The sequence below is a fragment of the Ignavibacteria bacterium genome (assembly GCA_016707005.1).
Lineage (GTDB): Bacteria > Bacteroidota > Ignavibacteria > Kapaibacteriales > Kapaibacteriaceae > UBA10438.
On the sequence record JADJIQ010000002.1, the window covers coordinates 354,097 to 367,607 of the forward strand.

The following is a 13,511-nucleotide window of genomic DNA, read 5'->3' on the forward strand; positions in this document are numbered from 1 at the left end:
TCGACTTACACTATCTTCGCGCATGAAAACACACATACGTCAGCTGGCTGCGGCGGTGCTTGTCGTTGGAGCGATGGTGTTTATCACCACTGAGGCAAGTGCCTGGGTCTATCCGGAGCACAGAGACATCGCCGTACAGGCAGTGGTTCGACTGAACGCTCAGCGCAGGGCAACGTTTGATTCGATATGGGCTATGGCTCGACGTGGGAATGAATCGCGACTCTGCAGCCTGGTGGTGGATCCGTTGCAAGGACGTGAACCTCAATGTCTGGACTGGGCTTCATGGCCGGCGATCGGCGGTGATCATTCGTGTTCTCCTCAACAACTTCTCGATAACGTTCTGCGAACCAAGTGGATCCTGGGCGTAGCGGATATCGCTGCACGTCTGAAGGAAGACCTGGCCTCGTCATCCGGGAACTACGACCGCGTGAATGCGCTGCGGAACTCAGACATCCGGATGCAACGCACCGATCCCAACTATGCTACGCGAGCCGGATCCAACAACGTACACTTCTTGCTCGCTCGTACGTTCGCTACGATCGATATGCGACAGTACGCTCACGATTGCCTTGTTCCCGGCGCAGAACTCAACGCTCTTGGTGCGTATGCGATCTTCCATCAGAGTGCGATGCGGAAGATCACCCGACTCCGCACGGACAATACCCTCAGCGAAGATCAACGTCGTGACCTTGCTCTTGCCGCCATGGCCGATGAAGCATTTGCCCTGCACTTCCTCGAAGACACCTTTGCTTCCGGTCACGTAGCCGGAACATGGGGCGAAACATCTATCCGCAAAGGAACGCACGACTACTACTGTGAACATGGGATGGAGATCACCACGTGGAGCGGACGTCAGACCATCATCAAGGGTGATGCCTACATGCGTCCTGAAGACGCAGAGAACGCAGCAAAGACCATCCGCACCAGCCTTGAACAACTCATCGATGCCTATACCGGTGCCGTGGACAATGTCCCGGCTGAAAAAGGATCGGAGTTCCTAGCCTATCCATTCAACGTCTGCGAGAACAACGTGATGCCCGCCCTGGTGGATATCGGTTCAGGTACCATCGATCGGCTTACGGATATCATTCGTGACCTCCCCGTTCCTGGTCTTGCAGATGGCTCAGGCTCACTTCCCCGTTTCCGCGCAGAGCTCGGTGGTTTTGTTGGATTCAATTCCGGTGCTCGGTTGGTAGGTATGAGCAACGGTTTCAATTCACTTCAGTCTGATGCCGGCGGTATGGCATCCCTTGATATCAATCTCCGTCTTGGTATGGGGCTTGAGGGTGTCCTCAATGAGTCCGGTGATGGACTCGTCTTTCTTGAAGGGGGCTTTAGAATTGACGGTGCCTCTACGCAGTCGTTCTTTCCGGAAAAGTCGCTCTCCGTTGGCGGCGCCGTAACCGCTGCGATCCCGTCTCGCAATGCTTATCAAATGCGCATTCGGTTACCGTTCTGGCTTGTGCCGGGTGATCTCATCCTGGCCATACCACTGCTCCTTATTTCACCGCAGACCTACCAGCAAATGGCTGTTGTTGCCGGCAACGGCGGGATCATTCCTTGGCAAACGGCTATTGCCACTCCGCTCGGGCGGTTCCAGTTCATGCTCGGTCGAGAGATCGGTGCCTCGTTCTACGGCTATGATGCAACAGATAGGGCCTTCATGCCAAGAGAAACGGAGAATGGCATTGTACCAGAATTCGTGGGTATCCAGTCTATCTATCTCGACGTGCCGATCCTCGAGTACAAACCATTCCGATCATTTGCCAGTAATCAGAGTTCTGGTTTGACTGTTCAGATGTTCACCGGAGTGGATCTGCCGATCTACTCAGAGACGTTCAAGACAGATGGCACTGTTGCTCCAGGACCGGACCTGCAACCGATCATACATTTTGGTTTTCGTTTCGTCTTCGACTGGCGTTACTACTGGTAGATCAGGCCACCCACATCGCCAACGTTTCTCGAAACTTTCGGAACAGTTGTCGGGCTGCCGGATCGAAGATCCGCAGGCAGTTCGGACACATCGCTTCATGCGTTGGTCTGTGTTTGAAGAACCACCGTACACTGCTCCGTGACGGAATAAGGTCCTTTGGCCCATTGGTCTTGCAATGGGGACACGGTCTGTTCACGGCCCGCTCGTCTCTCTGATGATCCATGGGTACTCTCCCCCAAGTGAACGATCCATCTGTACGTAAATATACGTACAAGCAACCCGAATCCTACTCTTTTTTCAGGATCATCGGGAGACGGTGACTGGTATGGATTTGTTCCGCATCGACCCAAAGATGTGACCGTGACGCAGGCGCCCCTTTACAGACATCACAAAGGAAAATGGTTCCTTGGCAGCAGATTGAGGCAGTGCCTGACCCTCAAGGACGCCGCGCACCGTTACATTCCCCTCCGCGTCGATCTCCGATGTAAGCGATATCGAGCGTTTTCCGTCTTTCTCTCCATCCATCGTTCTGACAGATCGTGTCTCATACACGGCACTGACGTCGCCGAACTCTATCACACGCACGTCCGGCATTCGGTCCACGGAATCGGGGGTAGGGCGCACCAGTCGTATGCCCGTGATCGTGAAGCCTATTCCTCCGCTTGGAGATGCGGTCTTGGCAACCTTCATCGCATGCGCTGCGATCATCGGTCGAGGTACAGTGACGTTTGCCACAGGCACTGTAAATGCCTCTGACGTGGTCCCTAGCCAATCCGCGCCATTCCACACAGCGGCACTTACCGTTAGTCGCACAGAGCCACGCACGGAGTCTGGGGGAAGTGGGATCGCCTTCCCATCGAGATGAAGCGAAAGGACAACCTCCGAACGTGTTGAGTCAAGGACCATCCACGCCACCTTATCGAGAACGGGCTTGTATCGAGCATAGTCGCTCCCCAACGCGCGAACCGTTGATGTCTTGATCACGGCCTTCATCGTATCGATCTTGCCCGTCACCACGATCCCTCGTATTACGAACTGCGGTATCTCGTCGTCACTGATGAACTCCGAGACAGCCCCCTTCACATCGATCAAGGGGGCGTGTTGTGCGCTGACAACGGTTGCTGCCAAGAAGATCAACGTTGGTATGATCGATCGGAACATCACGGTGAAGAATGGGGCGGGTTCCATTTCCCCGGTGGCACGACCTTGGGTCTGTCAGGATCCATCTCGTAATGCGGACTCATGATCTGCTGACCGTTCTCATTGAACACATCCTGTATGGCACCATGCAGCGCTGTCATAGTAACACGCCGTGTGGTCCTGTCGATGATGTTAAATGTGAGACGATACTCAACATAGAAGTCGTCGAGTGCTGTTTGGGACACAAACGGAGCAGGTTCAGCGGCGATTCCCGGTGTTCTTTGGGTGGCCGTGATAAGCATTTCGTGCACGAGACGCCACGGCGTATCGTATCCGATGGTGACAGTAGTGGATGCAACAAGTCCGGTCTCTGCCATCCTCGTTGAATTCACTACGGTCGACGAAAGAATCACAGAATTCGGGATGGTTACGGTTTCTCGAAACGGCGTTGTCAGAATCGTATTGAAAAAGCCGATCCTTTGCACTGTGCCACGATGTTCTCCGATCACCACGTACTCGCCAATGCGAATGATGCGTGAGTACATAAGGATAAATCCACTGGCGGCTTGTCCAACCACACCGGTTGTACCAAAGGAGATCATCAGACCAACAAGGACACTCACGCCTTTGAAGGCTTCGCTGCTCGAACCCGGCAGATACGGATAGGCAAAGGCAAGAGCAAAGACCCAGAGAACAAGGGTAATGATCCTCTTAGTTGGTGCAATGGTGTCAACGTCAACCCAAGGCAGCTCATACTCACCTTGTTGAACACGCTCAAAGACATATCCAAGGACCCTGTTGATGATACGCGTCACCACCACGATCACCAAGACAGTCGCAAGACCCGGCAGAGCGCTGAGTATCCCTGTTACCACCCATGAACCGGCGTCCAAGACCGAATCTGCCATTCCCTCGCCCCAGGATCGCGTGGCAGGAAATCTCTCAAGCGTTACGGTCACCCACACGTAGGTGGTGATCATCACCAGGATCCATGCAAACGTCACTACGGATCGCTCAACCACCGTATAGATCGTGTGTGAAGCGGTGCCCTTCACAATCCCACCGATCTTTGACTGCTCAACTCTCTCTGCGATCTGCAGATTGATCCAATGGTGGATCTTCTTCTTCAGAAGAAAGATCAACCGTGTGACCACGAGCCATGCGATCAGATATCCCCCTGACCAAAGAAGCGCCCAAAGAAGCAAGGTTGGGTCGGAGAGCTCACGTGCCTCCGTAATGGTCATGCGCAGATGTTCAATGGTGTTCCGCACCAAGGCGGCGTGACTCTGTCCGCTCTCGATATCAACGTCAGCCGGAGAAAGGAAGAACACCGGCGTACTGTCGATCTCGATCAGTTGTCCGTCACCATACTTCCGTTGCGTTACATTCCCGACAAAGGACGACGAGAGGATCTTCTGGATCCGCTCTACTGCCGCACTGGCCCGCTGTTGTGGAGCATTCGCAAAGACGAAGGAACGGAGTACTACGATCTCTCTGTTGTTGACGATGATCGGTGCCGGCGTCCCAGGCTTGTAAATGCCGACCATATCAGCGGAGTCAAGCAGATCCGCCCGAAGCTCCGCTGCTCCGAACAAGCACAGAGCCAGCACGAAAAACAGATGTACGACTGGGGACTTCGTTACTTTTTCCATGGACGTTGATACCATCTGTGAATACGGCCATATCGATCAGCGTCCAACGATGCTGCAACGGCCAGCAACATCCACTTCGGATCCATCATTTGCAGGAGTATCTGCGGAACGTTTGCCGGTGGCTGTGAACCGATATAGAATCGTCCCATATCCTTGCCATACCAGTGCCAAGCCTGAGTTCTGTACGAAACCTTCCATGGCATGAGGAGCGGAAGGTGAACCTCCATGGATCGATCGAGCTCTACATGGACTACGTCGCCAGCGGTGTTGGTGAACTCAACCATGTATCGCACGTCGAGATCCGACGGCCAATGTCGAAACGCAACAATAGCCCTGCCTAACTGTTCGTCCGAGAGTGTAGGAAGCTCGTTGACAACATCAGAAAAGGACTTGATCGTTGAGGTGATCTGAATATCTGTTGAAGGCGGTGGACGGTACATGTCTAGGGTATCGAAATACCCATCATAACGAAAGATCGTATCGAGCATGTTTCTGTATTGCAGCTTGTCCTCTTCGGTAAACGCAAGAGATCGCACAGATGGAAAGGAGTTGGATTCCTTGTTCATTGCGGATAACAACTGCACAACCGAATCTCGGGGATATGATCGCTGGAATTGCACGGAACGAACACCTTCGCGTGTACTATCCACCAACTCAGAACATTGGAATTGGCCGGACTTGAGTCGGTAGTCACACCACTTGGATGTAGTTGTTTGGCCGTTCCTTCTGTCCATCTTGATACGAAAACTTGCAAGAGGAGCTGCGAAGAACGATTCAATCGGTTTCGTCAATGTATACCTTGAGAACGCCCTTGCCTTTCCATCATACAACGTGGCTTGGGAACCCTCACCGATCACCAGACTGTCGTCACCAACGGTTCTAAACAAGGTCTTTCCGGACAACGTGAAGGTGTCACGCTGCCATTGTCCCGATGGAACCTTCCGGCGATAGATATCGATGACGAGACTGTTGGGCTCGATCCAATCAATACCCCATTCCGTGTCTACGTCACGTTGAGTGCGCAATGGATGTTCGATCTCACCCTTATCCGCATACATGCGCATGGTGATCTTGTTCGTGCCGTCTACGACGATCGGGCCAGTTTCGGGACGATAGAGAATCACTCTACCATGAGCTGCTCGCATTGCACGCGGCATGAGCAGTCCATCGGCGATCTTCACTCCCGATGAATCTCCATTCTTCCAACGCCAAAGTTGACCCTGAACGTCTACATAGTAGACGTACTGCCGATCGTCGGACATACAGACACTTGCAACACCATCCCAACGCTCCCAAAGAAGATCACCGAGCATAGTGATATAGATGTCTCGTCCTTCTATGAGGATCAGACGGTCGTTCCATAACATCAGGTCACGCGACCACGAGAAGCGATCAAGAAGGTTCGGTTGAGTGCGGACGATCGGCCTCGATGACAATCGTGCCGGGATCACAGTCTGCCAAGCGTTCGTTGTGAACGAAATAGTTCGGCTACGGTCGATCGCCGCACCCATCTTGGACGACGTCATGTCCATTTCTTTAATTTCAGCCGTCTGCATCGACATCGGAAGTTTACCCTGGGACCAGTGGAGCCCCTGATCCGGCGAGGTCCAAAAGCGTCCGCCAAGATCAAGCATGAACATCATGCCGTCGCTCGTTACGCGTAACGCATCACTTACCGCCATGGAGTCCGGCGCGATGATGGACGTGCTCCAGGACGAACCGCCGTTCGTCGTTCGCAGAACGCAAGAGACAGGACTTCCTCGCTCATAGGTGAGGATATCACCGGCCAACACGCCAACAGAATCGCTGAGGAAGATCAAGCGGGACACACGTTTCACTTCGAGCTTGGCCTTAAGTCCATCGAAGCGGAGTTCCCAGCGTGACCATGACCTATCGCCCGGCATTGCCGTGTATACGTCAAACGTACGAGTCGTGACCCATACTCGTCCGGACGGTTGCTGCGCAACGTCTACGATCTCAACACCCACCTTGAGCAGCGGGCGTCTGTCCGGCGCTCCAGTCTGGGCAAGAGCGCGCTCCGCTGTAAATGTCATCATCAGCAAGACGATACACCATGTCCCCACAGCGTTCCATGAACGCATAAATCCGGCCCTTTCTTCGTTGTCGTCAACGAAGATAGCCAGTGTCAGAGACTCAATTGATATTGCATGAGGGCTTGCCATTGCCGAGCCCCTTTCACCACAACACCAGTCGTTGTCTCTCCGTACGTTGGTCGGTTCTGGATATCGATCGAGATCTTGCTGCGATGTCCGTCCAACATCCAGGAAGCTCCGGCATTACCCACAATACAGGCAAGTCCGTCGAGCCTGTCATACGATGCATAGCTCGCACTGATGTAGGGCATCAATCCGGTCTTCCCGGGCATGATATGGGGCATGTAGATCCCGAACTGTGCATAGACAATGTTGCCCGTACCGAACATCGGAAAAGCATTGCCATATGCCGATCCGGCGCCGGCGATCGGCGTTGGTGTAACACCTTGCGTTGCTATTCCGGTACCGGGGTTCATGATGCCGTTAAATCGCAGGTAGTTCTTTCCATACCCTGTGTGAAAGAACCCAGCATAGGCAGAGAGAGTTGTGCCGAGTTCGTCGATCGGTGCATCGTAGAAACTCTCCACTGCTACGTGAGCCATGTCATCGTAGACCGTATCGCCAGTGGGAGTGATGCGCCACATCGCCTTTGGTTGATAGATGCCCCCTACAGCGATGTTGAAGACCGATCGTGTTCCGAGATAGGTGCCGGTCATGTACGGAGTGGTATGGGGCTCCTGGTCACGGAATTGCCAGATCACATATCCCTGTGTCTGGAGTCGGTGACCGTATTGCGTGAAGTTCGCGTTTGCCGACAACGGTGGCGGAGTGCTGCCATTTGACGAGATCGGGAAGGGATCGGAAAGTGCGAAACGATAGTCGATGGGGCCGATCTGCCCCCTGATCGTTGCACTGAGCTTTCTGGAGAATTCATCGGTCTGATCCACGGTTGTCTGCGCGAACACCGGAACGTCCGTGGTCATGATCGTACCAATACTAGGCTGTGAGAAGCGCGAAAGACCGTTGGTGATCGTGAGTCCTAAACCCAGCTTCGCTTCGTTATGTTCAGACACACGGTACTCAGCAAAGATGTCGTGGAAGAACGCTTGATACTTGCGATTACCGCCGATGGCAAAGGCCGAGTTGAAGTTGTTCAGTCCGTACTGCAGGTAGAGCAACGCTCTGTCTGTTACTTGCGCTGTGAACTGCAATCGGGCTCTGCGCAGACCAATGTCCACGATGCTATTACGCGGCTCTTGTTCTACCAGAGTACCGGGGTTCGCATCAGTATAGCGAAGCCAGGCCTGCGCCGTAACGTTCAGTTTAGCCCACCGTGTGCTATCGGCCGAGAGATACCACTTCATTTCCTGAGCGTGTGCGGACGTTACGGTAAGAGCTATCGCAAGGACGAGTGTTTTCATGCGTAGGGCTTTCTGCGGGTCGCTGCAGGGTGACTGGAAAAAGCTACGTGTTCGTCGAGTCCACGGACGATGAAGGATCTGCCGCGCACGTTGTAGTCATGCTCAAGTATGTGCATATAGTGCATCACGGTATGATCAACGAGCCGTGTATTCGAGAAATCGATCACAAGATCGTGATCACGGTCCAATTCTTCGAGGTGTTTTTTCAGCGAGATGAGGTTTGAGAAGACCGCTGAGTGTGAGACATCGATGACATATGTTGCGTCCCCCTCCTTTTTAATGGTAAGGAACGGTCGGAAGATCGACTCCCGAGGAACACCGTTGAGCAGGTGGATGAAGAACTTCGTTGCAATACCAACGGCGATGCCGATCAAGAGATCTGTTGCCAACGTAACACCGATCGTGACGAGGAAGATCACCATCTGCTCCTTCCCAACCTTGTACATCTTCACAAATTCAACGGGCGAAGCCAATCGGAAACCAGTGTAGAGAAGCATCGCAGCCAAGGCGGCCATCGGAATACTGTGGATGAGGTCGGGCAGGAGTGCAACAAAGAAAAGTAGGAAGGCCCCATGGAAGAAGTTGGCCCAGCGGCTCTTACCGCCATTGTTCACGTTTGCGCTACTACGGACGATCTCAGAGATCATAGGAAGTCCGCCGATAAGTCCACTCACCGTATTTCCCACACCAACTGCAACGAGATCCTTGTTGAGATCGCTCTTACGATGTTGCGGATCCAACCCATCGATCGCCTTTCCGCTCAGCAGCGATTCGATACTCCCAACAAGAGAGAACATGATGATGTATTTGATCGATGTTAGGGAGAACACCTGTGAAAAGTCGGGGAACACAATCCCGCTCATGAGGTCAGCAGGCAAGGTGACGAGATACCTCGGTCCAAGAGTGTAGGAATGATGATCAAGGAAGAGGTAGGTGTGTTCATGTCCAAGATCAAATGCCATCCCTAGTGGAATGGCAACGAGCAACACCACCATGGGTCCGGGCACCATTCGTATGTATCGATTCTTGATCAACGGCAGTGTGAACAGTATCACAAGCGAGATACCACCGATGATCGCGATCTCCGGATTCATGTTCGCAATACTCTTCGGTATCTCCGCGAGTAGGTCAAGGGGCTCCTTCCCCTCCGGCTTTACACCAAGCAGGATGTGCATCTGCTTGGACATAATGATAATGCCGATGGCCGCCAGCATGCCATGGACCGCAGAGGTTGGAAAGAAGTCGCCAAGTACTCCCGAACGCAAGATCCCAAACACCACCTGGAGCACTCCGGCAACCACGATGGCGGCAAGTGCGAGTCTGTATCCATCAAAGGCATTACCCCGACCAAGCTCTTCAACAGCGCCGAGGGCGATGACGATGAGACCGGCTGCCGGACCCTTGATCGTCATCTCCGAACCGGCGAGGAAGGTGACCAATAAGCCCCCTACCACTGCCGTCATGATCCCTGCTATAGGCGGGAACCCACTCGCCGAGGCGATGCCAAGACAGAGTGGAAGTGCGATCAAGAAGACAAGGAAGCCGCTGATGAGATCTGCGCGCCAGGTGGAGCGCAGAGTTGTGAAAAGGTTGTTCATGTTCGTCTGCTCCGGATCATGGTGAGGATGCCATTGATGAACGTGAGTGGATGCGGCGGACATCCGGGTACGTAGAGGTCTACATTGTGCGTGTCGATATAGGCGCGTTGAAGTGCCGGACTCTTGGCGAAGATCCCGCCCGTGATGGCGCAGGCTCCCGTGAGGATCACAACCTTTGGATCAGGGATCGCATCGTGACAGATCTGATTGGCCTCACTCATGTTGAGTGAGATCGGTCCGGTGATCACGATCCCGTCTGCGTGACGTGGAGAGGCAACGAATTCGATGCCATACCGACCCATGTCGAAGTTCACATTACCACAGGCATTGAGTTCCAACTCACAAGCATTGCATCCTCCGGCTGAGACCTGGCGGAGCTTGAGCGATGATCCGAAGGTGGACACGATCTCTGCGCGAACTAATGCAGGATCGAGTGTTATGCCGCTGCGGTCACCTTCAGCAATGATCAGAGCTGAGCGATCATTGCTGGCAAGATGATGGTCATTCGTAAAGGTGATCTTGTCTTCGGGACAGACATCCGCACATTCTCCGCAGAACACACATGCTCCCAGATCGAGAGAGACATGGTTGTCTGTGATGACGATCGCCGATGTTGGACAGGTATCCCAACATGCAGTACATCCGCTCGCGCACGATGATTCGGAGATCACGGGTCTTCCGCGGAAACTCTCCGGAAGTGAAGCCGTGGTCACGTCAGGGATCGTTTGCCGACCGGTTGTTGCGAGGATCTTGAGTGATGATACCATGGTGGTTCCTTAGAGATCGTGACCGCAGTAGGAAAGGTCAAAGCTCTTATTGCATATCGGGAAGTCACTGATCTCGTTGTTGCGCACAGCCAAGGCAAGTGCGAACCAGTTGTGCATTGAAGGATCCTTGACGCGGTACGTTTCGATCTGTCCGTCTGGGCCCGTAATGGCCGCATGGACCAATTCACCACGCCATGCTTCAACAGCACTCACAACAAGTATGTTTGGCGCCGGCGCAGATGTAATCGTCCGCGACTCCACTACCGGCATTTGATCGAGTTCATCGAGCAAGACGCGGATAAACTTCATTGATCTATCCACCTCCTTGCGTCGGATCACAGCACGCGCAAGGACGTCTCCGTCCCGTTCGATCGCTCCTAGATCGTTGTGACCGGCATAGGAACCATGCGGGTGCGATCGACGGATATCCCGTCCTAGACCAGACATTCTTGCAGACATCCCAACGGCACCGATCGACGTTACCTGAGCGTGCGTCACGATGCCAGTCCCTTCAAAGCGCCTAACCACGCTTGGGAGTGCGAACATCTCATTGGCAAGTGGGGTAAACTTCGCTTCGAACGCATCCAACATCCGCCGCATCGAAATGCGGAGTCCGGCATCAAGGGTGAACCTGTTCATGCCGGGTCGGATGAGCCCCTTTCCAAAACGATTGCCACACCACGATTGGAAGAAGTTGATAAGGGGCGTTCTGAGGGCACCGAAGTATGCACTGCCAAGTTGCCATGCTACGTCCAATGACAGTGCTCCAAGATCACCAACATGGATAGCCATCCGTTCGAGTTCGAGGGCAATGGCACGTTCATGCTCTGTGATTGCGTCACAGGTCACACCGGAAAGCTGCTCCATTGCCATTGCATGAGCCCATGCATGACCTATCGTGGTATCTCCGGCGATAGACTCTGCGAGTACACTTCGCTGCAATGAGCTTGTTGCTCGCTCGAGTTCCCCTTCCACATCGCGATGTTGGTATCCGAGTTTGATCTCGAGATGGACAACATCCTCGCCTGTACATTGGAATCTGAAGTGTCCGGGTTCGATCACTCCAGCATGGATCGGTCCCACACCCACTTCATGAGATTCGCCCCCTTCCAGTCGAAAGAACGGATAGTCATCGATCGACTTCCTGTGAGATGAGTTCATGGGATAGCGAACGGGCTTACACCATGGATGATCGGCGTACTGCACACCGTGACGTTCCCAAAGGTCTCGTTCAAAGATGTGCATCTGCGGATGTGATGTCGTCAACGAGGGGACGATAACTCCATTGCCAACAACGTACGATGTGAACAACACGCTATTGGCATGATCATCGGCCAGGATCACGACGATGCGAAGCCCCTCAGTGTGCGGAATACCGATCATGTGAAGTACATGTCGACCAGAATCAGCGCTGAGGAACGCGCCGATCTCGGAACAGGCCTCGGTAACGGTCGCTATCGGGATCGCATCCAATGCAACTCTGAGCGGAAGGTGATTGATCGTGATCATGGGTGAAGGATCGATGCACGGTGAAGGAAATCGACTACAGCTGGCGGAGCAAAGAATCCGAGCCAGATAACAACAAAGAGAAGTGCATACTGCGGGATGGTCTCGAAAGCCATGGACCGTGTTGCACGACGACCATTCGACGACGCTTGATGCTGCGGACGATAGAGAATGGAGCCAATGCGCTTCGTCATTGCCCAAAGGATCACTGCAAGGAGTGGGATGATGATCAGTGCCCACCACCACCATGCCGTTCCAAGTAGTGTTGTGAGCGCAAGCATCTCACTGAGGAACGTTCCCATTGGCGGTACTGCACAGAGTGCCAAGAGTCCGATGATGAACACACCGGCCCCAGCCGGATGGAGTGCGATGTAATCACCTCCGGCATTGATCTTCTTGGACTTCGTAAGGCGGAAGTAGTGGCCATACTGAAGGAACATGGCCGACTTGGCAAATGAATGCAACACCAGATGCAACAAAGCGGCGAACCAGGCCCCTGAACCAACGGCGATGAGTACGATACCAGCATGTTCCAAGCTTGAGTATGCCAAAAGTCGCTTGAGGTTCTTCACCTTTAGGATGTAGACTGCTGCCGCAAGAATGCTCAGCGTGCCGCACAGAAGTAACACACTGTTGAGCCAAGGACGTATCGATGTATCACTGAAGACGGAGTAGATGCGATACACGGCCGAGAATCCGGCATTCATCAACACACTCGAAAGGAGGGCCGAGATATGTGAGGGGGCTGCATCCTTCGCATCGATATCGACATTGAAGAGAGGCACCACTCCGAGCTTGACACTGAATCCGGCAAGCAAGAACAGGAAGCTGATCTTGAGCCACGTTGGATCCATGAGGTGAGCGCCGGTGCGCAATGCCTCGAACGACAGATCATGTGCCTCCGTAGCGCTCCCGGCAATGCTGAGGAAAAGGATGCCAGCGAACGCAATGGCGATCCCGATGGAGCATACGAAGACATACTTCCAGGTTGCTTCAACAGAGTTGCGGTTTCGGTTATGATAGATCAGAACCGCAGCAGTGAGTGTTGAGGCTTCAAGAAAGGCCCATACCAGACCGATATGACGCGACAGATAAACTCCAACGAGCATAGAGAGGAAGCCAACGAGCGCAGCATTGTGTAATGCAAGGTGCTTGATCGAATCATCGCGTTGTTTTGAGTAGAGAATACCTTGGAAGGCTGCAACGGCACCGAGGATCGTCAGAACGGAAAGCAGGATCACGGAGAGCGGGTCTGCCTTGAGATATAGCCCCTCTAGCACGTTCAGTGTTGTGAACTCATGCCACGTCAGTGAGGCAAGAAGGACGATGTAGGAGGCCAAGAGAACGACCTGCGCCGACATCGTACGAATCACGATGAGCAGTCCGGCAATGATCGCAGCTCCGGCGAAGAACACATAAGGATGCATGAGGGTGTCCATT

General features: G+C 53.6%; 10 protein-coding genes. 1 reads left to right on the plus strand and 9 read right to left on the minus strand.

From position 1 onward, the window contains the following. Positions 1-22 precede the first annotated feature (22 nt). The gene (locus IPI29_04340; GenBank protein MBK7411767.1) at positions 23-1,933 is read left to right on the plus strand and encodes a hypothetical protein; all 1,911 of its coding nucleotides are present in this window, start codon (positions 23-25) and stop codon (positions 1,931-1,933) included. Between the two features lies 1 nt (position 1,934). On the opposite strand, the gene IPI29_04345 is transcribed toward IPI29_04340, so the two are convergent. The 9 genes from IPI29_04345 to IPI29_04385 all read right to left on the minus strand — a co-directional run bounded on the left by IPI29_04345 (position 1,935) and on the right by IPI29_04385 (position 13,510). Continuing rightward, positions 1,935-2,156, minus strand: coding sequence for a hypothetical protein (locus IPI29_04345; protein ID MBK7411768.1), 222 nt, complete (start codon positions 2,154-2,156; stop codon positions 1,935-1,937). 80 nt (positions 2,157-2,236) lie between these two features. Continuing rightward, positions 2,237-3,094 carry a hypothetical protein gene (locus IPI29_04350; protein ID MBK7411769.1) on the minus strand — a complete coding sequence of 286 codons (858 nt, stop codon included), beginning with the start codon at positions 3,092-3,094 and terminating at the stop codon, positions 2,237-2,239. Then, complete coding sequence (locus tag IPI29_04355; GenBank protein ID MBK7411770.1) at positions 3,094-4,725, minus strand: mechanosensitive ion channel; 1,632 nt, start codon at positions 4,723-4,725, stop codon at positions 3,094-3,096. The genes IPI29_04350 and IPI29_04355 overlap by 1 nt, the downstream gene beginning before the upstream one ends. Beyond that, a complete protein-coding gene (locus IPI29_04360) occupies positions 4,713-6,827 on the minus strand; it encodes a hypothetical protein (protein ID MBK7411771.1) in 2,115 nt (704 codons plus the stop codon). The genes IPI29_04355 and IPI29_04360 overlap by 13 nt, the downstream gene beginning before the upstream one ends. Before the next feature lie 44 nt (positions 6,828-6,871). Beyond that, positions 6,872-8,200, minus strand: coding sequence for a hypothetical protein (locus IPI29_04365; protein ID MBK7411772.1), 1,329 nt, complete (start codon positions 8,198-8,200; stop codon positions 6,872-6,874). Beyond that, positions 8,197-9,798: a SulP family inorganic anion transporter gene (locus tag IPI29_04370; protein ID MBK7411773.1), complete on the minus strand. Its 1,602-nt coding sequence runs from the start codon at positions 9,796-9,798 to the stop codon at positions 8,197-8,199. The genes IPI29_04365 and IPI29_04370 overlap by 4 nt, the downstream gene beginning before the upstream one ends. Then, positions 9,795-10,565: a 4Fe-4S binding protein gene (locus tag IPI29_04375; protein MBK7411774.1), complete on the minus strand. Its 771-nt coding sequence runs from the start codon at positions 10,563-10,565 to the stop codon at positions 9,795-9,797. The genes IPI29_04370 and IPI29_04375 overlap by 4 nt, the downstream gene beginning before the upstream one ends. Positions 10,566-10,574: 9 nt before the next feature. Beyond that, positions 10,575-12,074, minus strand: coding sequence for an NADH dehydrogenase subunit (locus tag IPI29_04380; protein MBK7411775.1), 1,500 nt, complete (start codon positions 12,072-12,074; stop codon positions 10,575-10,577). After that, a complete protein-coding gene (locus tag IPI29_04385; protein MBK7411776.1) occupies positions 12,071-13,510 on the minus strand; it encodes a hypothetical protein in 1,440 nt (479 codons plus the stop codon). The genes IPI29_04380 and IPI29_04385 overlap by 4 nt, the downstream gene beginning before the upstream one ends. Position 13,511 lies beyond the last annotated feature (1 nt).